The following is a 24133-nucleotide window of genomic DNA, read 5'->3' on the forward strand; positions in this document are numbered from 1 at the left end:
GCCGCGCGGCGGCCCGGATGGGCGCGCACGCCGGGAAGTACGTCGCTACCTGCCATGACGCACCAGAGTGTAGTCAGCGCCCGCCGCCGGCCCCCCATCCCCGGGCCGCTCATCCCCGGGCCAGGCGCCGCAGCGCGTCCAGGTCCGGCAGGGCGCGCTCGGCGGCGTCCCGGCCGACGTATCCGGCGAGTTCGTCCGCCGGGGCCGCCGCGCACCGCCGCAGGGCGTCCACCGAGGACAGGCGGGCCTGGTACGACCGGCTCAGCCACAGCTTCCACAGGCCGGCGGCGATCTCCCCGTCGCGGCCCGCGGCGGCGCACGGCAGGTAGCCGGCCGACCGGCCGTCCTGCGACGCCCACACGTACCCCAGCAGCGCGTTCCGCCGGGTCACCGGGAGGCACGTCACCGGCCCGGAGGCGGTCACCGGGTAGCTCGCGGGCAGCACGCTGTACGGCGCCGCGGAGCCGAGCGAGCGGTCCGCCGGCGTGCCGTCGGGGAAGCGGCCGTCCTGCACCAGCGGCCCCTGCGGCGCGGGCACGCCGGGCTCGGCCAGCTCGTACAGCGCGGCCAGGCTCGGCGCGGCCTGCTCCACCGCGTTCGCCGGAACGCCCCCGCGGCCGGGCTGCTCGGCCGTGCCGCGGCACCGCCGGACCGCCTCCACCGCCGGCTCGCGCCGGCCGTGCGCCTCGGCCAGCCGGTCCTCCCAGACCTCGGCGGCCGCCGGCGCCTCCGGGGCGGCGGGGTCGCACAGGAAACCGGCCGCCGGATGCTCCCGGGAGGCCCACAGCCGGCCGATCGGCCGGCCGCCCAGCAGCACCTCGAAGTAGATCACCGGTTCCCGGGTCCAGCGGGCGTAGCCGGGAGCGGGCGGGGTGACGGTCATGACGGCACCCCCGGCGGGATCACCACGGCCTCGGCCTCGTACACCGCGCGCCGCACGCGGCGGGCGTCCTGGAGCTGCACCCACGCCTCGCCGGCGCGCGCCACCTTCGTGATCATGTACTGGGTGCCGCGCGGCAGCAGCAGCTCCGGCCGCCCGGCGCCGCCCAGCCAGAGCCCGCCGGCGCCCCGCGGCACGGACAGCACGAGCCGCGACCCCTGCGGCGCGCCCGCGGCCGCGGGCGCCCCGTCCGGTGGTGCGAGCCGCGCGATCGTCGGCGTGCCGTCGGACTGGACCGTCCCGGTCAGGTGCTCCGCGGCGTTCCGCGGGCCGAGCTGCCGGCCGTCTGCTGCCACCAGGTAGGACATCTCCGGCAGCGGGCGGACGACCCGCAGCGGCTCCGGCAGCGGCCGTTCCAGGGCCCGGTCGAGTTCGGCCACGCGCCGCGCGAAGGCGTCCGCCGTGGGGTCCTCGCCCAGGTAGCCGCGGAACCTCTCCCACTCCAGATGGTCGTTCCAGAGCTGGTCGAGCATGCCGCGCAGGGACCGGACCGGGCCGGTCAGCAGCCCGTCCACCAGCCCGTGCCCGCCGTCGCGCGGGTCGGTGCGCTCCCGGATCTTCAGCAGCTCCGCCCTGGACGCGGGCATCCGCCCGCCGTTGAGTCCGGCCAGCCGCTCGACGGCCCGGTGCGAGCGGGCCATGCGGTCCAGGTGCGGCGCCGCGTCCACCGTCCCGAGGCGGAAGAACGCGTCGGGCATCGCCTCGGTCACGTACCGCCAGGCGGCGTTGCGCAGCTCCTGCGGCAGCTCGCCGTACATGCGGTCGAGGGCGCTGCCGCCGTACTCGGCGGGATCGGACCACTCGGCCGCGGCCCGGGGGCGCGGCACCGGGGCGGTCTCCCCGGCCGCCGCGCCCTGGACGGCGGCCGGCGCCCCCTGCGGCGAGGACTCGGCCGGCGCCTCGGGCGCGCCCGGCTTCCGGTCGCCGGGCCGCGCCGGACCCTGCGTGCGGGCGTTCCCTGCCGGGGCGGCGGCAGCGGTCCCCGCGGGCGCGGAGTACGGGTACACGACGAACCCGCCGCCCTCCCCGCCCGGCTCCGCGCCGGCCGGCTCCGCGCCGGCCGTACCGGCGCCGGACAGGCCCGCGTCGCCGTCCACCGAACTGAGGACGCTGACACCGAGGCTCTGCGACAGCTGAGCGCGGAACTCGAAGGAATCGGCGCCACCGCGGGAGTTCACCACGACGTCCCGCCCGTGCCAGTTCGGGTCGTTGCGGATCAGCGCGGCCATGTCGTCCGCGCTCAGCGTCCGCCCGCCCGCACGCGGCCCCTCCGGCCCGGCGTGGAAGTCGACCGTGTACCGGTCGGAACGGCTCGGCACCACCAGCGCCGCGTCCCGCATCGCCGGCTCGTCGATCCCGTAGAACGCGCGGCCCGCGGGAGTGCGCATGCTGTCGAGGTACACGTCCTGCAGGTGGGCGGGCAGGTCGGGCGGGACACCGTCCCCGGCGCCCGGCCCGGCGTCCCCCGCACCGGTCCCCTGGCCCGGGGTGGGCTCCTCATACCAGCCGTAGGTCGAAGCGCGCCGCTCCGCCTCCGCGTGCGCCGCCTCCCGCGCGGCCTTCTCCTCCTCCGCCGGGTCGCCGCCCCGCGGCAGGCGGTCCCCCTTGTACGGGTAGTCCCCGAACGGGCACTCGGCCCCGAACCGGCACGGCCCGGACCCGGTCACGCGCCGCTCGCCGCAGGTGCCGCACATCTGGTCCCACGGCTCGTCCTGCCGCGACCGGAGGCCGTGCAGCGGCCCCGGGGCCTTGCCCGCGGGCGAACCGTCACCGTCGCCGTCGCCGTCGCCGCCGTCGTTCCGTCCCGCCGCGCCGTCCCCGGCGGGAGGCTCGCCGCCGTCACCGCTGGAGGGCTCGCCGGCCGCGGACTCCGGCGAGTCCGTCTCGGGGCCGGACAGCAGGTCGTACAGGGTCCGCGGGTTCGCCAGCAGCGATTCCCGCACCGCCGCCTCCTCGCCGCGGAGGCCCTCACCGGCCAGGACGCGGGCCAGGTCGGGGTGGTACGGCAGCGACTCGCTCAGCCGCTCCCGCAGCGGCCCGCCGAGATCGCCCGCGCCGTCCAGCATCCGGCGCACGTCCAGCGCGTCGAGGATCCGCCGGATCATCTCGTCCGACATGGCGCGCCGCTGCGGGGGCGCGGCACCGTCAGCGTCGCCGTCCCCTTGCCCGTCCGCGCCGTCCTCCGCGCGGAAGACGTGCGGCTCCCCGACGCCGAGGTCGACCTGGTAGGTCACGCCGGGCACCGGGTCGGCGAAGTCGGCGTTGTCGTTCGGGTCGGGCACCGGCCCGAACGGGTCGGCCAGCGGCGTGGTGACATGGGTGACCCGGGCGGCCCCGCCCGCGTCCCCGTCGCCCGTGTAGGCGAACGAACGAACGGTGTCCACGCCGTCCGGGCCGGTCTGCGCGACCATGTACGTCGTGTTCGGCCGCAGGTCCGTCCGGTCGGTCACGCGCTCGTCCGGCCCCAACCTGATCGCCACCGGTTCCCGTGCCGGGCCCGGACCGACCGGCGGATCCCAGACGGCGAACCCGGGCTCGTAGCCGTGGCTCGCCACCGAACGGCTGCCGTCCGGATTGAACGTGATCCAGTCGCCGTCCGGCGGCATGACCGGCGCACCGAAGAGGCCGTAGCGCCTGGACGTGCTGTAGCTCCGGCCCGCCGCGTCGGTGTACGCGGTGTGGTTCGGCCCGGTGACCGGGACGCCCAGCTCCCTGGCCAGCCTCGCCGCGATCGGCCCCGGCGGGGCCAGCCCCAGCAGCCGGGCGATCCGGTCGACGAGCGTGTCCCTGCCGACGTCGCAGGCGTCCAGGGTCACCGGCCGGCCGCGCCACTCCGGATCCTGCCGGATCAGGGCCGCGAGCCCGGGCGCGCCGATCGACGTGAAGCCGTACCCCACCGTCGAGGGGCTGCCGTGCGCGGTGAAGCGGTACCGGTGCGGATCCGACCGGACGGTGGGCATCGTGACCGCGTAGGGGTCGTCGGGCTTGAGAAGCATCCGCCCGTGGTGGATGCCCTGGCTGGCCTCGTACAACCTGCGGTTGCGCTCGGTGAGCACCGGCGGCTCGGCGGTGGCCGTGATCTCGTAGCGGGGGCGGCCCTGCTCGTCCCGGCCGATCTCCCTGACGCCGGTGACGCGGTATCGCGGATCGCCGAGGTACAGGCGGTCGTCCGTCCGGGCGCCGCGCACGCCCTCCGGCACGTCCAGCCGCACCCGGAACCGGGAGGACCCGCCCGCGGCCGGTTCGTCCGTCAGCGCGCTCGACACGACGCCCCGCTGAGTCTGGATCGTCCCCACCAGCAGGTGCGGGTCCCGGTCGCCGAGCGCCTCGCCGTCGGCCAGCCGCAGGAAGCCCGGATCGTCGAGATCGTGGACGGTCCGCCCCGGCTCGCCGAGCGGCTCCGTCACCGCCCGCTGGAGATCGTCCAGCAGCGGCGTGAAGTCCCACCGCGACGATCCGAAGAACGCGTGCAGGTCCTCGCCGAGCTGGGCGTCCGCCAGCATCCGGAGGTAGCGCGCCGCCGGCTCCGGGTCGTCCAGCACGGCGCGCAGCGCGTGCCGGTCCAGCCGCGTGAGGTCGGGCCGCCGCGCGAGCTCGGCCAGGTCGGTCAGCCGCGGCGGACCGCTCTGCCCCAGATAGCCCTGGTTCAGCTGGGCCAGGTTCCGCGCCAGGTACCGCTCGCCCTGCAGATGGTCCAGGTACGCCTGAACGCGCGAGTCGGAGCGCAGGAACCGCTCCAGCCTCGGATTGGCCGCCAGCTCGCGCAGCAGATTCTGCAGCCGCGTCGGCACCCCCGGCCCCGCCGCGGGGTCCGGCCCCTGATCGGCGACCAGGCGCAGCAGCAGATCGTGAAGCCGCCGCGGGAAGTCCGCCTCGTCCCGCGTGACCTGCACCCGCTCCGGCCCACCGGACCCACCGTCCGACCCGGCACTCTCAGCCTCGTCCGACCCCGCACTCTCCGGCCCGTCCGAAGTCGCGATCTCCGGAGTGGGCGAGCCCATGCTCTCAGGACCATCCGCGTTCGCGCTCGCCGGACCGTCCGAAGCCGTGGTCCCGGAAGTGGGCGAGCCCGTGCTCTCAGGACCATCCGCGTTCGCGCTCGCCGGACCGTCCGAAGCCGTGGTCCCGGAAGTGGGCGAGCTTGTGCTTTCAGGGCCGTCCGCGGCCGTGCTCGCCGGAGTGGGCGAGGTCGTGGGCTCTGGGGCGGACGCGCGCGGGGGCGTGCCGTCCTGGACGGCGTGGCCCTCGTCGGTGTGGCCCGGGTCGGGACGGTCGCCGGCGGGTACCTGCGGCGCGCCGCGCGGAGGCTGGGGAATGTCGGCGCCGTCGGGGCCGCGGAACAGGTGCGGCTGCCCGGTGCCGAGGTCGACGCGGTAGGTCACCCCGCCCCTCGGCGCGGTGACGTCGATGTTGTTGTTGGGGTCCACCACCGGGCGGTGCGGATCCGGGGCCGGCGTCGTGACGTGCGTGACCGCCACCCGGCCGTCAGGTCCCCGGTCGCCGGTGTAGGCGATCGAGCGGAGCACGTCGGCGCCGTCGGGTCCGGGTTCCCAGACGTGGTAAACGGAGTTCGGGACGAGGTCCGTGCGGTCGGCGATCCGCTCGTCCCGGCCCAGCCGGAGCCCAACCGGCGACCGGTCGGAGCGGGCCGGCGGGTCCCACACCACCGGCGGCGGGGTCGGGCCCGGGACGACTCCGTAGACGGGGTCGGGGAGCCGGTGGCCCGGCGCGTACCCGGTGCTCGCCACGAAGTGGGTGCCGTCCGGCTGGAACGTGGTCCACCGGCCGTTCGGCGGCCACTCTCGGGTCCAGCTTCCGTCCGGCTGGCGCTCGGCGGACGTCGTGTACAGGTTGCCGGCGGCGTCGTGCCAGGCGAGGGTGCTCGGCGCGATGACCGGTACGCCGAGGCGCTGCGCCACCAGCGCCGCGAACGGCGGCTGACCGGCGTCCGAGCCGGTGTGGCAGGAGTACAGGACGACGACGCGCCCGTTCCAGTCCGGGTCGTTGCGGATGAGGGCCGCGACGTCGTCCGGGGTCAGCATCGTGTGCCGGCCGGCGCTCATCGAGTTGGGCGAGCCGTGCCCGACGAGGACGTACCGGTCGGCCGAAGGCGGGATGTTGAACGTCGGGGCGTAGGCGACGTCGTCCGGGTCGTTCAGGGTCCGGCCCGCGGGCAGGGCCGAGCTGCCCTGCCAGACACCGTGCAGGTGGTCCGGCAGCGCGGACGGGATCACCGTGGCGGTGATGTCGTAGGTGGGGCGGCCTTCGGCGTCCAGGCCGCGCGGCACGACGCTGGTGATCTGGTAGCGGATGCCACGGGGCATGTACAGGCTGCCGCGCTGCCAGACGCCCGCCGAACCCGGCGGCACGTCGAGGAGGAGCCGGTAGTTCGGCGGAACGTCCCCTTCGGCCTGCCGAACCGCCACGCTGGCGCCCGGCTCGGTCTGGACGGTCCCCACCAGCAGCCGCGGGTCCCTGTTCCCGAGCAGGCCGTCGGCCAGCCGGAGCGCCCGCGGGTCGCCCAGGTCGCGCACCGCCCGGGTCGGGAACGGGAGCCGCCGGCCGAGCGACTGGTCGAGCTCACCCATCCGCCGCGCGACGGCCTCGGGGGTGGGCTGCTCGCCCAGGATCCGCCCGAGTTCGAGGTACCGCATGCCGTCGATACGCAACTGCCGGAGCCGCTGGTCCGCCGTGTTCAGGTCGGAGGCCAGGTCGTTCAGGAAGAAGCGGTCCGCGGGCGGGAGGTTCGGGTCCTGGAGGATGCGGTGCAGGTCGGCCGCTCTTGGCAGGTATCCGCCGTTGAGGGCGGCCAGGCGCCGTGCGGCGAAGTCCTGCAGCCGCAGCTGGTCCAGGTTCCTGCGGAGGTTGGGGTGGTCGGCCAGCCGGCGGCCCAGCTCCGGGTCCGCCGTGACGAGGCGTGCCAGGTCGTGGACGTGCGGAGGCAGCCCCGCCGGGGCATGGCCGGGGGTCGGGCCGGCGTTCGGCTGGTACGGCTGCGGCTCTCCTGGCGGCGGGCCCGGCTGCGGCTCGGACGGCGCGAGGCCGTCCGGGGTCCGCCGCTCTCCGCCGTCGCCGGCCGTGTCGTGGCCGTCGTCCCGGACGGTCCGCGGCTCGCCGACGCCGAGGTCGACGCGGCGCGTCACGCCGGGCTCGGGCCCGGTGAGGTCGATGTTGCCGTTGGGGTCCGCGACCGGCCGGCCGGGCTCGACCGGCGGCGTGGCGGCGTGCGTGACCGGGACCCGCCCGGTCGCGTCCCGGTCGCCGGTACGGGCGATGGTGCGGACGGCGTCCGTACCGCCGGCGCCGGGTTCCACGACGCGGTACGTGGTGTTCGGCTCCAGGTCCGTACGGCCGGCGATCGGCTCGTCGGGCCTGAGCCGCAACGTGACCGGCGCCCGGCCACCGGCGTCCGCCCGCGCGCCATCGGTTGAGGCGGCGTCTGCGGGCGTGCCGTCCCCCCGGGTGCCGCCGGCGGGTGTGCCGTCGGTCGGGGCGGCGCTGTGATCCGGGGGTGTCGGGCTGCTGTCCGCGCTGGTCCCCGTGCCGAACGGCCGGTGCCCGGGGGCCGGGCCCTGCGCCACGACCCGGTGGGTGCCGTCCGGCTGGAAGGTGATCCACCGGCCGTCCGGCGGGTAGGCGGGGTACGTCTGCCCGTTCTGCTCCACCTGGGGCGTCGAGGCCTGGACACTGCCGTCCTGGCCGACCCAGCCGTACGTGTCCGGCGCGGTGACCGGCACGCCCAGCCGCTCGGCGAGCTGTGCGGCGAACGGGCGGCCGCCCGGCAGCCCCTCGGCGGACGGCGGCGCCCCGCTGTCGCACGCCAGCAGGAGGACCTCGCGGCCCATCCAGTTCGGGTCGCGGCGGATGATGGCCGCGACGTCGTCGACGCTGAGCCGCTGCCCCTCGAAGGCCAGGCCCTGCCGGTCTGCGTGCGCTTGGAGGTAGAAGCGGGAGGGGTCGACCGGCACCCGCCGGCTGGATTCCCGCAGCCCGTCCCCTTCGGCGAACATGGCGCGGCCGGACTGGACGCGCTCGCTGTTCCGGTAGGTGTCGTGCAGGTGGTCGGGCAAGGCCGACGGCAGGACCGTGGCCGTGATCTCGTAGATCGGCCGGCCGGCGGCGTCCACGCCGCGCTCCTCGACACCGGTGATCTCGTAGCGGGTACCGCGCGGCAGGTACAGCCCGCCGTCCGCCGTACGGACGCCCTGAGCGCCCTCTGGCACGTCGAGCCGCAGCCGGTAGTTGGAGCGCGGGCCGTCGCCTGAATCCGGGTCGTGCGGCGGGATCGACACGTACCCCGGCTCGGTCTGGACCGTCCCCACCAGGGACCGCGGGTCCCGGGCACCGAGCATGCCGCCCTCGGCGAGCCGCAGCGCGCCTGGATCGTCCAGGTCGCGCACGACCTGTCCCGGCTCGGTGATCGGCCGGGCGAGCGCGTCGTCGAGCCGGTCCCGCATCGCGTTGAACGAGTCGCGGGTCGGTTTCTCGCCCAGGATCGCCCGCAGGTCGTCGTGGCGCCGGGCGTCCACCGCCATCTGGTGGAGGCGCGCGGCACCCGCCGGATCGGACGCCAGGTCGCGCAGAACGATGCCGTCGATCGGCGCGAGGTTCGGCCGCAGCAGCAGGCGGGCCACGTCGTCGGCCCCCGGCATGACGCCGTCGTTCAGGTCGGTCAGCCGCTGGGCCGTGTACCGCTGCAACCGCAGGTGGTCCAGGCCGGGCCCGGGGTCGGCGTTGGGATGCAGCAGCGCGGCGTGCATCCGGTTCGACGCGAAGTGGTCCAGGGCGTCCCGCAGGTCGGGGGCCAGGTCCCTGTCCGCGCCGCCGTCCGGAGGCGGCGGCCCGTCGTCGCCCGCGGCGCGTGCCACGGCCGGGCTCGCCGGGTCCGGGCGGAGGTCCGGCTCCGGGTTCGGCAGGAAGACGCCGTGCAGGTGCCGGGTCTGCGCGGTCAGGTTGTGGAAGCTGCGGTAGTGCGTGGTGACCACGGGCGGGTTGTAGTTGTTGTCGACCTGCGTCCACCGCGCGTGCACGACCACCGGCGTCCGGCGCGGGTCGTTCGGCTCGGGGTGGAAGTCGAAGCGCTCGATCTGGATGTTCCGGTTGTCGAGCTGGGCGAGGTACTCCTCCATCCGCCGCCAGGTGAGGGGCCGGGGCAGGTCGCCCTGCCAGCTCCCCTGGTTCGTGCGGCCCTCCTGGGGGAAGTAGTTGATGCCCTCGCCGGGGCCCAGGCCCTCGTGCGGGAAGATGTGGCCGCCGTTGAACGGCGAGGTCCGGCGGTCGAGCGGGTTGCGGTACTCCGCCTTCCCGTCGTAACCGGCGATCTTCTGCATGTCGTGCCGCTGGTCGGGCGACATGCCGTAGAGGGGCTGCCCGGTGGCCGCGATCGTGTGGCCCCGGTCGCCGGTCTGGTAGAGGAACGTCCCGCCCAGATCGTGGACGCCGTCATCCCGCAGGTCACCGCCGCGGACCCGGGGGATCGGGTCGAAGTCGGCCGGGTCCAGCGTGGCGAACCGGTCGCGCGGCTCCACCATGTAGTGCGCGTTCGGGCGCGGCACGTCGTGGTCGAGGTTGATCCCGAGCTCCGGGTTGAACCCGATCCTGTTGTTGCCGAACCAGGTCCTGACGTGCTCGATCTCGCCGCGCTCGTTCGTCCAGAAGATGCCGTGCAGCTCGCCCCGCGAGTCGTAGACGGCGATCCGCCTGTTCTTGGGCAGGTCCGGCTGCGCCGAGTACGGTCCCTGCCGGTCGACGTCGTAACCGCGGACCTCGTCGTGCGGACGGTCCCGCGGGTCGAAGTTCGTGGCCGGCGGGGTGCGCCCGTCGTCCGCCACGCCCTCGAAGAGGTGCGGCGAACCGATTCCCAGGTCGACCCGGTGGGTGACGCCCGGCGCCGGGCTCGTGAAGTCGGCGTTCGCGTCCGGGTTGAACGGCGGGGCGTACTGCCGGCTCTCGTCGAACGGGGGCGTCCGGTTCGGGTCGACCGGCGGTGTGGTGACGTGCGTGACCCGCCCGTGGCCGTCGGCGTCCGCGGGGCCGGTGTAGGCGATGGTGCGCAGCACGTTCGCGCCCGACGCGGTCCGCTCGTACACGTGGTAGAGGCGGTTCGGCTGGAGGTCCTGCCGGTCGGCGATCCGCTGCCCGGGGTTGAGCACGATCCGTTCCGGCCGCTGCCCGCCGACCGGCGGCGGATCCCAGTCCGTCTGCTGGTGCGGCATGTTGGCGTTCGCCGGGTGGGGTGGCGGCGGCTCCGTCGCCGGGTGCGGGTGGCCGGGGGCGTTGCCGTCGTGGCCGGCGGGCGCCTCGCTCCCGTCGTGGTGGAAGGTCGTCCAGGCCCCGTTCGGCGGGTGGTCGGGGATCGGCCTGCCGTCCCGGTCGGTGGAGGTGCTCGTGGAGGCGTAGACGTTGCCGTCCCGGTCCGACCAGGCGAGCCGGTTCGGGGCGGTGACCGGGACCTTCAGCCGGTCGGCGAGCTGGCGGGCGAAGTCGCCGGCGCCCGTCTCGCAGGACAGCAGCATGATCTCGCGGCGGTCCCAGTTCGGGTCGTTGCGGATCAGGTCGGCGACCTCGTCGACGCTGAGGCGGCGATCGCCGACCCGGACGCCGTTCGCGTCGCCGTGCATGTCGAGGATGAACCGGTTCGGGTCGGGCGGGACCCGGCGGGCCGCGTCGCGGTGCGGCTGCTCGCCCGGGCCGTAGAACGCGCGCCCGCCCGGGGTCTCGGTGCTCGACCGCCAGAGGTCGTGCAGGCCGGCGGGGAGCCCCTCGGGCGGCTGCTCCCCGGCGCCGTCCTGATCACCGTCGCGCGAGGGCGCGGTGTCGTCCCCGCCGGCGGGGTCGTCGCCCGCCGAACGGGCGAGCGGCGTGTCGTCCGCACGCGGTCCCGCGCCCGGCCCCGGCCCCGGCCGGCCGCCGAGCGCCTCGACCGTGGGCCGCGTGCCCAGCGCCCGGTACAGCGAGCTCCACTGCTGCGCGCTCCGTCCCATGGCCTGGATCCGGGCGTCCGGATCCGGGGAGGACAGCACGTGGTGGAGCAGGGCGCGCTGCTGCTGCGTGAGGTTCGGGTTCGCCCAGATGTCGCGCAGCCGCTGCGCCGTCGGGAGTCGGCCGTTCTCGTTGTTGAGGCCGGCGAGCGTCCAGGCGGAGTTGTACTCGTTCTCCAGCCCGTTCAGGATCGTCGGCAGGGCGTACCCGGTGCGCGGGAACGGCCGTCCCGTCGCCCGCGTCGCGGTCTCGTCGAGCAGCCGCTGCGCCTGCGGCGGCAGGTCCTGGACGCCGTTGCCGCGCTGGGGGGCGCCGCCGTGCGGGGGCCTGGCGGCGCCCGGAGCGTCCGGCGCCGCGCCGTGGGCATGCTGCCGGGCCTGGCTCGGGCCGGTGTCCGCGGGATGGGCCGGCTGGCGGGCCTGGCTCGGCCCGGTGTCCGCCGGGCGGGCCGGCTGCCGGGCTGGGGCGTTCCCGGCCGGGCCGTTCCGGTCGACCACGCTCCAGTCGCCGGACCGCGGCCGGCCGGCGGCGTCGAAGTCGACCACGCCCCTCGGGGCGATCACCCGTACGCCGAGCCGCTGCGCGACCTCGGTGGTGAAGCGCGGGCCGTTCCCCGCGTCGCTCACCAGGTAGTACAGGTCGCGGCCGTTCCAGGCCGGGTCGGCCCGGACCAGGTCCGCCACGTCGGACGGCGTCAGCCGCTGCCCGCCGACCACCGGGCCGAACCTGTTGCCCACCGCGTCGAACGCGTAGCCGTTCCCGATCCGCGCCCGCACCGGCGGCGGCGCGCCGGGGTCGCGGGTGCCGTGGAACGTCCTGCCGCCTTCCGTGGCGACGCTGCTGCGCCAGACGTCGTGCAGATGGGGCGGCAGGCCGGGGGGAACGTCCCGGGCCGGCGGGTGGGCGTGGGAGCCGTCGGTCTGCCGGTCCGGGGCCGGGTCGTCCGCACGGCCGTGCCGGGTCGGTTCGTCCCCTTGCGCGGCCTCGTCGCGGCGGCGCCGCGCGGCCGGTGCCTCGTCGGCGGGGCGGGCGGAGTCGGAACCGGGCCCGGTGCCGTCGCGGTCCGGTGCGCCGAGGTGCTTGACCCCGTGCCAGTCCGTCGTGGTCATGACCTGCTTGCCGAGCCAGGAGTCCGTGCGGCCCATCCCCGGCCGGTAGCCGAGCTGCGCGATCTCCTGGGCACGGGGGAAGCCGGCGGAGCCGAAGTCGTTCTGGTCCGCGCGCCTCAGCAGATCGCGGGCCGCCGCGTAGTCGTCCTCGGCGCGCTCGTACTGCTCGTCGCTGATGTCCCGGTTGTGGACGTTCGTATCGAGCCACTCGCCGAGCCGCTCGGTCTCCCGCCGCAGCGCGCCGATGAACTGGTCGGCCTCGGTCTCGTGCGCGAAGTCCCAGCCCTTGCGGGCCCAGACGACGCGGCCGTCGTTCGTCGCCTTGAGGTGGACGCGCTCGACGCCGGACTCGCGGTACCAGCCCTCCAGGTGGTGGTTGAAGGCGTTGGAGAAGCCCCTGCCCTTGTTCGACTCGGACGTGATGAACTGGCTGATGTGGTGGGCGCTGAGGACGTCCCCCCGCTCCCGCCGCAGGTCACGCCCCCAGTGGCCGACCCTCTGGTCGCCGTCGTAGATGCCGCCGCGCAGGAAGAGCGCGCCCTCCTGGACGGTGCTGCTCTCCTCGTCCAGCCTGATCGTGTACGGGCCGTAGGTCCGCTCCAGCTCCTGCTTGAGAGCGTCCAGGATCTCCGCCCGGCGGGCCTCGGCCTCGGCCTGCGTACGCGGGATCAGGTCGTCGATGCTCGGCCGCGGCCCGCGCGGCTCCTCGCTCGCGGGCGAATCCTCGTCGGCGGGCGGCCGCTCGCGGTCGTCGGCGTCCCGGTCCCGCGCGGGACCGTCGTCATCGCGCGTGCCGTCGGTGTCGCGCGGCCGCGTACCGGACGGCTCCGTACCGCTCGCCTGCCCGCGCCCGTCCTGCGTGTCCCCCGGCAGCCGGGCCTCGTCGACCTCGGCCATGTGGATGCGGGTACGGCCGTCGCCGAGATCCTCCACCCGCGTCACCTCGAACGCGGTGCCGCGGGGGAAGTGCACGGCGCCCGTCCGCGGGTCGATCGCCGGGCCGACCGCCCGGCCGGTGCGCGACTGGATGACGAACTCGGCGTTGCCGCGCGGCCGCCCGCCCGGATCGAGCGTCCCGATCACGAAGCCCGGCTCGCGCACGGTCGCGCCCTCGCGGTACCGGGCGATCTGCGCCGGATCCAGGTCGGCCGTCCGCAGAACCTGCCCCTCGAAGGGCGGCAGCGCCGCGAGCACCCCGTCATGGGACCGGATCTGCCCGGCGTACGGCCCGGCCGCGGCACGGTCCCCCGAGTTCAGCGCCGCGTTGATCGGTTCATGGTCCCCCGCCGAGAACAGCCGGGACGACGCCAGGTCGACGGTCGCGATCTGGTTGTACGCGTTCCGCCACGAGCCGCGGAAGTCCTGGATGACGCCGTCGACCGCGGCGTCGACCGTGCCGCGCCCGTGCCGGCCGGACAACTCGTCGTACACATCGGGCGGCGCCGCGTCCTCGGCCAGCGGATCGACATCCCGCCGCCCATCACCCCCGACCTCACCGTCCGTACGAGACGCAGGCGCGGGCCCCTCGCCCTCGGAACGAGATCCGGGCGCGGCCGTCTCTGCTTCCGCACGCGACCCGGACGCACCGGTCTCACCATCCAAACGAGCCGCAATCGAGGGAGCCTCCCCCTGCGAACGCGCCCCAGGCGCAGCGGGCTCGCTCTCCGAACGCGGCCCGGGCGCAGCGGTCTCGCTCTCCGGACGCGACGCAGACGCACCAGCCTCGCTTCCCGAACGCGCATCGGACGCACCAGCCTCGGCCTCCGAACGAGACGTGGGCGCATCGCCCTCGCTCTCCAGACGCGCCCCGGGCGCACCAACCTCGCTCTCCAGACGCGCCCCGGGCGCACCAACTTCGCTCTCCGGACGCGGCCCGGGCGCGGAAGTCTCGGCCTCCGGGCGCGTTCCGGGCGCACCGGCCCCGGTCTCCGGGCGGGACGTGGGCGTGGGGGGCCCGGTCTCCGGGCGGGTTTCGGGAGTGGTGGGTGGTGTGGTCCGGGTCGGCTCGCCGGTCTCCGTGCGCGCGGTCTCGGGCGTGGGCTCGGGCATGCCGATGCCGGTCGGGGTGGTGGGCTCGTCCCTGACCGGGCGGGGGCCGCCGTCCGCGGGTCGGTTTCCGGGGTTTCCGGGCGTGCCCGTACCGCCGCCGGGCACGTTCGCGCCGCCCGGCTGGCCGCCCATCGGGAAGATCCCGACGGCGCCCGGCGCGTCCTGCCCGTCCGCCGCGGCGGGGTCGGTCGTGCCGTCTGCCGCGTGCGCGCTCGCATCTGGTTGGAGGCGGGGGCCGGTGCCCTCGGGCGGTGGGCCCGCGTCGTTGCCGGTCGAGGTGGACGGCGTGTCGCTCCTGGACGTGCCGCCCGGCTGCCCGGTCGTGGGGGCTCCGGGCCCGCCGCGTCCACCGGCGCCGGGAGTCGCGGCGCCGGGCGGGCCGCCGGCCGCCGGGGCGTTCCCGGGGGCCGGTCCGGCGGCCGGTGCGCCCGCTACGGGGGCGCCGGCCATGGGGGCGCCGGCCATGGGGGCGCCTCCTGCGGCGGCACCGCCTACTGGCGCGCCGCCGCCCGCGGGGCCGGTCCCGGCCGCGGGTGCGCCGCCGCCAGTGGGGGACGCGCCCGCGCCACCGGTGTCGGTGCCGCCCCCGCCGGCGAGCGTGGAGCCGCCACCGCCGCCACCGCCGCCGGACTCGCCGGAGAGGAGCGCCGCGATGCGGTTGCCGCCGCCGGTGTCGCCCGCGCTCTGCGGGGTCCCGCCGCCCGGGCCGTTGTCGCCGACCGTCTGGTACGGGCCGCCGCCACCGGGGTCGCCGCCTCTGGGCAGGGCTCCGTTGTCGCCTCCGCCACGGGGCAGCGCGCCGTTGTCGCCCCCGCCCCCGCCGCCGCTCGGGTCGCCGCCTCCGGGGTTACCGCCGCCGCTTGGATCGGCACCGCTCGGGCCGCCGCCGGTCGGGCCGCCGCCCGTTGGGCCGCCGCCGCCTGGATCGCCTGCCGGGTCGCCGCCGCTCGGGTCGCCCGCGGGATCGCCGCCTGGATCGCCGGGCGGGTCGCCGCCGGGGTCGCCGGGCGGGTCGCCGCCGGCCACGCGGACGTCCGCGTCCGGAAGGCGCAGGTTGAGGCCGTCGCGGGCGCCTCCGACGGCGCCGCCGAAACCGCCGGACGTCGCCGCCTTCGCCAGCGCCTCGCCCGTCAGCGGCTCGCCCGTGATGGCCGCCGAGGCGACCGCCGAGCCGACCCCGCTGGCGCTCTCCGCGATCGCGTCCTTGACGGTGTGCTTGATGACCGACTGCGCGACGCTGTCCCCGACCGCGTCGCCGAGTCCGGTCCTGCCGAGGCCGGCGCCGATGCCGCCGGACAGGGCGCCGCCGATCGCGCCGTCCACGGCGGCCATGCCGGTCTTCTGCCAGTCGACGCCGTTGCGGTTGCCCAGGGCGATCTGCAGGCCCTGCACGGCCAGGTCGAGCCCGACGCCCTCGATGACGCCCATGATGATGTGCTTGGCCAGCGTCTTCAGCAGCGTCTGCCCGATGGTGCGGCTGGCCAGCTGCGCGCTGATCTGGACGGCGGGGATCCCGGCCGCGGCCGCGCCGAACGTGGCGAACGCGGCCTGGATCAGCATGATGATCTCGATCGCCGTGATGATCAGCAGGGCGATGAACATGTACTTGGCGTACTCGATCTCGAGTGCGCCGCCGTCCAGTGCCTGGCCGAGCTGCTCGCAGGCTTGGACGAGGTTGGGGAAGACCAGGGGGTCGACGTCGACGTACCCCTGCCAGTTCCGGCGGAAGGTCTCGGCGCCCTCGCCCCGGACGTTCGCCAGCGCCTTGGTGGCGGCCGCCGTCAGCTCGTCGACGACGGCGTCGATCTCGATGCCCGCCTCGCGCCACGCCTCGGCGCAGCGGCGCATCGCGGTCTCGTCGCCTTCGGGCCAGTCGGACCCGACGATCCATTCGAGCCAGAGAAGGGAGTCGGGGATCTCCATTCCCATGGGCTAGGCACCACCGGTGGCGTCTTCGGCGTCCCCCACGGTGCCGGCCATCTCGTCGATACCCTGCTTCATCTGCACGATGTTCTCGGCGACCTGCTCGATCATCTTGAGCACGTCCTCGGCGTTCTTCAGGTAGTCCTGCTCGAACGCCTTGCCGGTCTCGTCGGCCCCCCAGCACTTGCCCTCGCCGGACAGGATGCCGTCGAGCTTGGTGCCCACCGCCCGCAGCGCCTGGCCGCCGTCCTTGAAGCCGCCGCCCGCCTGCTTGAGCTGGTCCCGCTCGACCTCCAGCTCACCGCCGGGGCTCACTTGGCACGCAGCCCGTAGCGTGCCCGTACCGCGTCGATGTCGGTGGGATCGTCCGGCAGCAGCTTGCCGAAGTCGCCGTCCAGCACCTCCTGGGGAACCGAACCGGCCATGGCCTCCCGGCGCTGGCCCTCGGTCTGCCGGACCGCGTCCTGGGACGCGGCCAGCACCGCCTCGGCGAGTTCCTCGGAGGCGAGTTTGCGGTACACGCGGGGGTCGAGCTCGACCTTGGTGAGCTGGCCCTGGGCGCCGACGGTGACCTTGACCATGCCGTCGGCGGCCTCACCGGTGGCGCTGACCGCGGCCAGTTTGGCCTGCATGTCCTTCAGCCGCTCGCGCTGCTCGCTGTACTTCTCGAGCAGCTCGTCGATGTGCGCCTGCCATTCCTCACGCATCCGGCAGAACTCCTTACGAACCGATTCTCACAGTCGAGCCCGCAAGCCCCCATGGTCGCGATGATCTGCCATCTTCCCGCCCGAACCAACCCGTCGCAACCTCGGTGTCGCCGACCGTCACGGGGGTGTTCTGGCGGGGAACGGGAGCCATGATCTCTCGGCATGAGACGCGGCGGGGGCCGGGCCGGTTCGGCGGCGCGTTCACGCGGCGCCGGTGACATGCCTCACGTACCTCGCTCACCGCCCTCCGCCGGACGAGCCGGGCGGGGCGCTGGTCAGCCCTCACGGCGGCGGCGCCGTACCGGGGCGGCGCCCGGCCGCAGCCCGGTCTCGGGGTCCAGGCCCATGATCTCGCGCGCGCCGCGCTCGTACTCGGCGACGGCCTCCGGTGTAGCCGCGTCGTCGTCGAGGTCGAACCCGTGCCGCTCGACCCACTCGTAGTGCCAGGCGCTGAGACGCCGGGAGACCTCCGCGCGCTCGGGATCCTCCGTGCTCATGCTTCCTCCTGTCGCGTGCCCCCGCGTCCCGCGTCCCGCGGCGAGCGGCCATTGTCACCTCGGGCACCACTCGGCGCAACTTGCGCTTCCGTGCGTGGACGGTTCCGTTCGCGGCCCTCCGGTGAGGTTCTAATGTCGGTGCCGTCGATGCACCGTGGACGAATCTGGAGCGCTCGTGACCGAAGACGGCCCGGCCCGGGAGGCGGCGGCGCCGCCCCCGCGGCCGCCGCGTCCCGAGATGCTGCCGCCGGAGCCTGAGCCGGACGGCGGCGCGCACCGCGAGCCGGCCATCGCGGAGGCCGCGCCCGCCCGGAAACCGGGCTTCCGCCTGCGGCCGCCGCTCCTCGGCGCCGGGATCGCCGCGGCGGTGCTGGCCGGCGGCGCGATCCTGTGGGGGCTCGACGGGGGCTCCGCTTCCCGGAGCGAGCCGCGGTACGCCGCGCTGCCCGACGCGTGCTCGGTCCTGTCCCGGGGGACGCTCGACCGGTTCGCTCCCAGGGCCGCGGCGCTCCGGCCACCCGGCCGGGAGGCGGCGGCCGGGGAACGGCTCGGCGTCTGCGAGTGGAAGGAGCGGCCGGCGAGCGGGCCGGACGGGACGCTCTCGGCGTACCGCTTCGAGGTCGAGATGCGGCTGATGCTCGACCGGGACGGTACGGACGCGACCGCGCTCGCCGGGAGCGCGTACGAGAGCGAGTGGCGCGCCGCGCTCTCCGGGGCGGGAAAGGCGACGGGCGGGCCGGTGCGCCTCGAACTCGACCGCCCGTTCCCTCTCAAGGGGTTCGGCGACGAGGCGTTCGCGAGGCCGACCCGGTCGGACGGCTCGTTCACCCGGATCGGCAAGGTCGCCGTCACCGTCCGGGACGGCAACGTGCTGGTGACGGTCGGGTACGTGCACGCCGTCCACCCCGCGGACGAGCAGGACGGCAAGGACGGCGGAGCGCGGCCCGCCGGCAGCGCGACGGCACGCACCGGGGCGGAGGCGGCGGCGCGGGAGGCGCTGGCCGCCCTGACCGCCTGCTCCTCCTGCCGCAGCTGACCCGCCGCCGGGCCACCCCAGACGTTGACTCGTGGCGTGTCTCTCTCCAAGAGCGCCGCGAAAGGCGGACACGCCACGAGTCGACACAGCGGGCCGGCAGGTGAACGCGGTGAACGCTCTCGGTCACCGCATCAGGTCAGCGGAGGCGGTGTGCCTTGCGGCGGCTGCTGTTGCTGCTGCTGCGGGGGCGGTGGCGCGCCGTAGCCCATGGGAGGCTGCGGGGACTGCGGCGTTCCGTATCCCGACGGCGCACCCGTTCCGTAGGAGGGCTGCGGTGCGGCCGCGCCGGGGGCGGGTGGCTGCGGTGCTCCGGGCGCGAACGGGCCAGGGGCGTTCGGTCCGGCCGGGCCGCCGAATCCCGGAGGCGGCGCGGACCCGGCGGGCGCCCGCGAACCGGCGCTCTTGCCCCGCCGCAGGAAGAGGAACGCGACCAGCGCGACGGCCCCGACGACCACGACACCGCCGCCCACCAGGAGCAGCGGGCTCATCCCGGACGACCCTTCCTCGGCCGCCGTGTCACCGCCGCCCGCCTTCGCCGGCCGCTTCTTCGTCTGCGCGAGCGCGGCGTCCAGCCGCTCGTACACGGGGTTGGGCGCGCTCGCGGGGACCTGCCGGGTCAGCGCCGTGCGCAGGCTCAGGGTCCCGTACCCGAAGCGGTCGTCCTTGCCGCTGGGACCGAAGTCCTTGGCGGTGTTGGTGGCCAGCTGGACGATCTCGCGGGCCGACTTCTGCGGGAACTCGCTGCGCAGCAGCGCGAACGCGCCGGCGGCGAGGGCCGTCGCGTGGCTGGTGCCGTTGCCGTTCGGCCAGACCCGGCCGTCCTGGCTCAGCGCGGCGATGTTCACGCCGGGGGCGGACAGCGTCACGTAGTCCTGGCGCTGGGTGCTCGCCCACGCCTGGCCCCGGTTGTCCATGGCGCCGATCGCGACGACGCCGGGGCAGGAGCCGGGGAAGCTCGGCCGGTTGCCGCTGGCGCCCTCGTTGCCCGCCGCGGCCACGATGATGACGTCCTTCTGGGCCGCGTAGCCGACGGCCTGGAGCAGCTCCGGCGGGCACTGGTGCGGGTAGGACCCGGCGGTGCTGCCCAGCGAGATGCTGATGATCTTGGCGCCGTGGTCGGCGGCGTACCGGATGGCCTCGGGCGAGGACGAGTCCGAGATGCCCGGCGTCGCCAGCGGCATGATCTTGGCCTCGGGGGCCACCCCCATGAACCCGGTACGGCCGCCGCGCGCCGCGATCAGGCTGGCCATGCCGGTGCCGTGGCCGAACTCCCCGGCGTCGTCGGTGTCGGTGCCGCCGTCCCCGCCGATGCGGAACGCCTTGCCCGGGACGACCCCGCCCCTGAACTCGGGCAGCCGGGTCTCCACACCGCCGTCGAGGACCGCGACGGTCACTCCCGCGCCCTTGGTCTTGGGCCACACCAGGCTCTCGATGGCCCAGGTGTCGAACCACCACTGGCGCGCGCTCACGGGAGCGGCCGCGGAGGCCGACGCCGCCGACGCCGCCGAGGCCGGGACCGCGGTGGCCGGCGCGGTGGCCAGGGCCACCGCCGACGCCGCTGAGGCGAACCGAATCAGCCGTCGCACAATGCACCCTTCCCTGCGGCGAGCTTCCCTGCAAGCGATGTGGGCGCGCGGCGCTCCGCGGCGCGCGCGTCCGACACCGTACCGCCGGCCGGGGCGGGCGAGCGGCCGCCCCGGCGACATCGACGCGTCACCGGGGCGTTCGGTCCGGCGCGATCAGCACGATCGGCGGGATCGGCGGCGATCGGCGCGGTCCGGGCGTGGATCAGCCGATCACCGGCGGCGCGGTGTCGTCGTCCGCGCCCCACACGTCCTCGTCCTCGGTGAGCCAGGTCGTGCGCTCGCGCTCCTGCTCGCTCTGGTTGTTCTGGCCGCCGCCCATCGGCATGCCGCCCATGGGCATGCCGGCGCGCCCGGCGCCCGCGGCGCCGCGCATCCCGCCCGCGCCCATGCCGGAGCTCATGCCGGCCGTGCCGAGACCGCCCGGGGCGCCGCCCGGGAAGTTGCCGCCGCCACCGCCGGCACCGGACGGCAGACCGCCGCCACCGCCGCCGCCGGAGGGCATGCCGCCGGGGTCGCCCATGCTCGACAGGTTGCTGCCGCCGCCCATGCCTCCGCCGAACGACGGGGAGCCACCGTCGCTCCCGATGCCGGAGAGGTTGCTGCCGCTACCGAGCGAGGCCGGGTCGAGGTGCGGGTTGCGGTTGTTGTCGGCCGTCGCGAACGGCCCGCTGTCGGCGCCGGGGAACTTGCCGCCGTCGAAGCCGGAGCCGCCCGTCGGCATCGCGCCCGGGCCGCCGCCGGGCAGGTTGCCGCCGCCGCCCGGAGGGTTGCCGCCGCCGCCGTACGGCGGGGGCTCCTCGTTGCCGCCGCGCCGGTCGGGAAGGTCCTCCTCGACCTCCTGCGGAGTGTTGTTGTGCGCCTCCGCGGTGCGCATGTACAGCTTCTCGATCTTCTCCTTGGCCCACCGGTTGTCGTCGGAGTCGTCGTCGTCCCAGCCGTCTTCCATCGTCTCGCCGACGGACTTGTACCAGGGGAGGATCTCGTTGCCGTACCAGCCGAAGGAGTTCGACGTCCGCAGGCTGATGTCGGACATCCTGCGCGCGGTCCGGTGCACCTGCTCCAGCTGGTCGAGGGCCTTCTGGGCGTTCTCGCCCTTCCAGTGCTTGATCAGCTTGTCGGCGTAGCCCTCGAGCGTCGTGGTGTAGGCGGCCAGGGCGTTGGCGGCCTTGATGTACGCGTCGGAGGCGTCCGTGACCGGCTTGGCGTCGATCTTCTTCAGCTGCTCCTTGACCTGGCTGAACTTGATGTCGCCAGGCGCCTGCGGATTCGCCTCCGCCTTGTCGTGGTAGACGTTCGTCTTACGCCACTGCTCACCCATCGTCTTCGCCCTCTCGCAGTTGCACCACGCCCTAGACCTGGACGTTCCCCGCCGACTGCTGCGTCTTGTCGTGCGCCAGCTCGTAGGCGTCGGCGGCGGCCTTGAGCCGTTCCGCGACGGCCTCGATGCTGGCCATGATGTTGTCGAAGTTCGTGCCGAAGACCGACGAGGCGTTGGTGGCCATGTTCACCCACGTCTGCCCGATCTCGCCGCCGCCGACCTTGTCGGCCTGGAAGCCCTTGACGTTCCTGACGCCGCCCAGCTGGCCCTTGAGGTCGTCGAGCTCGTTGAGGATGGTGATCCGCAGGCTCCGCAGCTCGTCGGGGTCGACGTCGTAGCCGTCCTCCGCCTTCTTGCCCCACGTGTCGCTCGGCTCGGTGGTGCGCTTCTGGCCGTTGTAGTCCGCGACGTTGGGCGCGTCCCCCTGGCTGGTGATGACGTACCGGTGCTGCAGCTCGGGGTGGTCGGCGAGCTCACCCTCGGCCTTGTAATGCTGGTAGAGCTCGTTGGCCCGCTCCGGCGACATGTTCGCCATGCAGTTGTCGCAGCTGCAGTAGTTGTAGTTGCTCACGCCACCCTCACCCTCGCCTCTGATCGTTCCGTGTGACCGCGGGACCCGCCGAAGCGCGACGCCGTGCGCGGGTACGGGCCTCGCACGGCGTCACGCGCAGGGACGGGTCAGCCGCCCCAGATGCCGGAGTTGGCGCGCTCGGCGCCGGTGTAGTTGGAGTGCGCGTCACCGATCACGACCCCGAGCTGGTTGAGGACCGTGCCGATGTGGGCGGCGGCCTTGTCCCACTCGCGCTTGTGGATCCAGTACGCCTCCACGGCCTGGCCCTCCCACGAGCTCAGCTTGCTCTCGAGGTTCTTCTCCAGGTCGTCCAGCTCGTCGACCAGCGCGCGGTAGGCGAGCGTGAAGTCCGCCTGGGCCTGCTGCAGGGCGGGAAAGTTGGCCTTGGTGTAGCTCATCAGATTCCTCCGCTGTCAGATCCGGGCCGCGATCAGGTGGTGCCGTTCAGGAGCTGCGCGATCTTGTTGGCCGCGTCCTCCTGCTCCTGCTCGGTCGCCTCGTACTGGATCTTGGTGCTGGTGAGCTTGCCGTGCATGGCCTCCAGCTGCTCCTGCACCTTGCCCATCTGCGTCTGGAACTCGTTGAAGACGCGGTCGAAGGTGCCTGCGGCCGCCCCCTGCCAGCCGGCCATCAGCTGCGCCTTCTGGCCGTCGAGCTTGGTCATCAGGCCCTTGACGATCCCGGCGGACTCCTCGATCCTCTGGGCCGCCTGGCCCATGGCCTCTCTGTCCTGTGCCGACTGCTGGCTCACGGTTCACCTCCGTTGCTATGCGCGAATCACGCGGTCCTGTGAAGCCCCCGTGGACAACCGGCAGCGCACGCCTCGGCGGGGAGAGAGTGCTAGGGGGACGCCTCCGGTGACCCAAATTACTCGATCACGATACGGGGTAACACTGGCATTGTCGAGACAATTGACCATCACAACTCTCTGACTCCTCGGTCATACCGCAACCGCAAGGAGCCACGCCGTGCTCATGCTCCCGCCCTTTGTACGGGCATCGCAGCGGCCTTGGGATCCAGCGCCGGACCTGCGGGGATGAGATGTAGAACACTCGCGGGAACCGGAGCGGCCCGCGCTGCGTCATAACCTAGATTGGCCGCAATTTCGGCGGACGGAATGGCAAATCGAATGCCTTGGTCGTTGATGATGGACAACGATCCGGCGGCGCCCGCGGTATTCGTTTGTCCGCCGCTCTGGGTGAGCCGTACCAGGGACGCGCCGCCGGGCGGCAGCACCAGCTGGTCGACCGACGACCCGCCGCCGGCCGAGCCCGCGCCGAGGGCGGTCTGGGACGGGGCCGGAAGGCTCCCGCCGATGGTGAGCTGGGCGGTCGCGGAGTTCCCGCCGGAGTAGACCGCGCACAGCGGGTCGGTCGTGGTCCAGGAGACGAACTTCGGCATGGTCGGCGGCAGCGCGTCGCTGAACAGGCGGGTCCGGGACTGCATCGAGGTGGCCGACGGGAGGTCGGTCGGGAGCGCCTCGGCGAGCCGGCCGGGGTACGCGGCCTTGGTCGCCGGGTCGATGAGGAGCATCCGGCCCTGCGTCTCGGAGATCTGCGACAGGCCGTCCTCCAGCATGACGTACCAGTTGACGCCGCCGCCGGTGTTGGCCTTGAAGACCTGGCCGACCCTGGAGGGCTGGCCGCCGGGGCCGCGGACGGCCTTGCCGCGCTGCCCCGGGACCTGCGGCGCGGCGAAGTCGCCCGTCGCCGGGATGGAGTTGAGCCAGACGGGCGCGACCTGCGCGGGCTGGGCGCCGCCGGTGAGCGCGGACACCTGCGCCGCCGGGATCTTCAGGCTCATCCGGCGGTCCTTCCAGATGACCCAGTTCTGGCCGGCGGCCTGGACGGCGAGCGCCTCGTTCGCCGGGAGGGCGCGGCCGCCGATCTTCCGGCCGGCCGCCAGCGCGGTCATCGGGCGCTTCACGCCGTTGCCCGCGTCGGCCTCGCGCACGCACACCGACCACGGGCCGCGCAGCAGCTGCTTGGCGGCGGGCAGCGAGTCGGGGGCGCCCTGGATGCCGATCATCGGGCCGCGCTCGTACCTGGTGAGCGAGTTGCGCGACACCGTACGGGTCTGCGCGCCCTTCTTGTTGACGGCCAGCAGCGCGGAGGCGTAGTTGGCGACCGGCAGCAGCTTCTTCGAGTTGGTGTCGAAGACGTACTTGGTGCCGGTCTCCTTCTCGATGATGATCACGCCGCCCTGGTCGAGGCCCTTGGCGCCGCCGGGACGCAGGATGCCCCAGATGCCGAAGACGCCGGCCAGCACGACCGCGATCACCACGCCGATCAGCACGCCGACGGAGAGCCGGCGCATGGGGGACTCGGCGACGTCGGGCTCGCCGTTCAGCAGGGCGAGCCCGACGCGCTGCATCATCAGGCGGTGCGCCTGATAGAGGTCTCGGCGGTTCTGCATC

General features: G+C 74.8%; 12 protein-coding genes. 1 reads left to right on the forward strand and 11 read right to left on the reverse strand.

Annotation, left to right across the window (positions count from 1 at the left end; genetic code table 11):
• Positions 1 to 109 precede the first annotated feature (109 nt).
• The 5 genes from ACA361_RS25610 to ACA361_RS25630 form a co-directional block, all read right to left on the reverse strand.
• Positions 110 to 883, reverse strand: coding sequence for a hypothetical protein (locus tag ACA361_RS25610; protein ID WP_375015811.1), 774 nt, complete (start codon positions 881 to 883; stop codon positions 110 to 112).
• Positions 880 to 16008 carry a hypothetical protein gene (locus ACA361_RS25615; protein ID WP_375015812.1) on the reverse strand — a complete coding sequence of 5043 codons (15129 nt, stop codon included), beginning with the start codon at positions 16006 to 16008 and terminating at the stop codon, positions 880 to 882. Before ACA361_RS25615 ends, ACA361_RS25610 begins: the two co-directional genes overlap by 4 nt.
• A gap of 3 nt (positions 16009 to 16011) precedes the next feature.
• The gene (locus ACA361_RS25620; protein WP_375015814.1) at positions 16012 to 16317 is read right to left on the reverse strand and encodes a hypothetical protein; all 306 of its coding nucleotides are present in this window, start codon (positions 16315 to 16317) and stop codon (positions 16012 to 16014) included.
• Positions 16314 to 16709: a YbaB/EbfC family nucleoid-associated protein gene (locus ACA361_RS25625; RefSeq protein ID WP_375015815.1), complete on the reverse strand. Its 396-nt coding sequence runs from the start codon at positions 16707 to 16709 to the stop codon at positions 16314 to 16316. The genes ACA361_RS25620 and ACA361_RS25625 overlap by 4 nt, the downstream gene beginning before the upstream one ends.
• A 275-nt stretch (positions 16710 to 16984) precedes the next feature.
• Entirely contained in the window at positions 16985 to 17206 is a 222-nt protein-coding gene (locus tag ACA361_RS25630) for a hypothetical protein (protein WP_375015817.1), read from the reverse strand.
• A gap of 175 nt (positions 17207 to 17381) precedes the next feature.
• Here ACA361_RS25630 and ACA361_RS25635 point away from each other — a divergent pair, with 175 nt between their 5' ends.
• Positions 17382 to 18242: a hypothetical protein gene (locus ACA361_RS25635; protein ID WP_375015819.1), complete on the forward strand. Its 861-nt coding sequence runs from the start codon at positions 17382 to 17384 to the stop codon at positions 18240 to 18242.
• Between the two features lie 131 nt (positions 18243 to 18373).
• Here ACA361_RS25635 and ACA361_RS25640 read toward each other — a convergent pair whose 3' ends face one another.
• The 6 genes from ACA361_RS25640 to eccB all read right to left on the reverse strand — a co-directional run bounded on the left by ACA361_RS25640 (position 18374) and on the right by eccB (position 24132).
• Positions 18374 to 19828, reverse strand: coding sequence for a S8 family serine peptidase (locus ACA361_RS25640; protein WP_375015821.1), 1455 nt, complete (start codon positions 19826 to 19828; stop codon positions 18374 to 18376).
• Between the two features lie 202 nt (positions 19829 to 20030).
• Complete coding sequence (locus tag ACA361_RS25645) at positions 20031 to 21146, reverse strand: hypothetical protein (protein WP_375015823.1); 1116 nt, start codon at positions 21144 to 21146, stop codon at positions 20031 to 20033.
• A gap of 31 nt (positions 21147 to 21177) precedes the next feature.
• The gene (locus ACA361_RS25650; protein WP_375015824.1) at positions 21178 to 21717 is read right to left on the reverse strand and encodes a hypothetical protein; all 540 of its coding nucleotides are present in this window, start codon (positions 21715 to 21717) and stop codon (positions 21178 to 21180) included.
• A 107-nt stretch (positions 21718 to 21824) separates the two neighbouring features.
• Positions 21825 to 22115: a WXG100 family type VII secretion target gene (locus ACA361_RS25655; RefSeq protein ID WP_375015826.1), complete on the reverse strand. Its 291-nt coding sequence runs from the start codon at positions 22113 to 22115 to the stop codon at positions 21825 to 21827.
• 32 nt (positions 22116 to 22147) lie between these two features.
• Positions 22148 to 22468 (reverse strand): WXG100 family type VII secretion target, encoded by a 321-nt coding sequence (locus ACA361_RS25660; protein WP_375015828.1) that lies wholly within the window; start codon positions 22466 to 22468, stop codon positions 22148 to 22150.
• A 221-nt stretch (positions 22469 to 22689) separates the two neighbouring features.
• A complete protein-coding gene (gene eccB / locus ACA361_RS25665) occupies positions 22690 to 24132 on the reverse strand; it encodes a type VII secretion protein EccB (RefSeq protein WP_375015829.1) in 1443 nt (480 codons plus the stop codon).
• Position 24133 lies beyond the last annotated feature (1 nt).

Origin of the sequence: Actinomadura sp. 21ATH (assembly GCF_041951345.1) — a bacterium.
GTDB lineage: Bacteria > Actinomycetota > Actinomycetes > Streptosporangiales > Streptosporangiaceae > Spirillospora.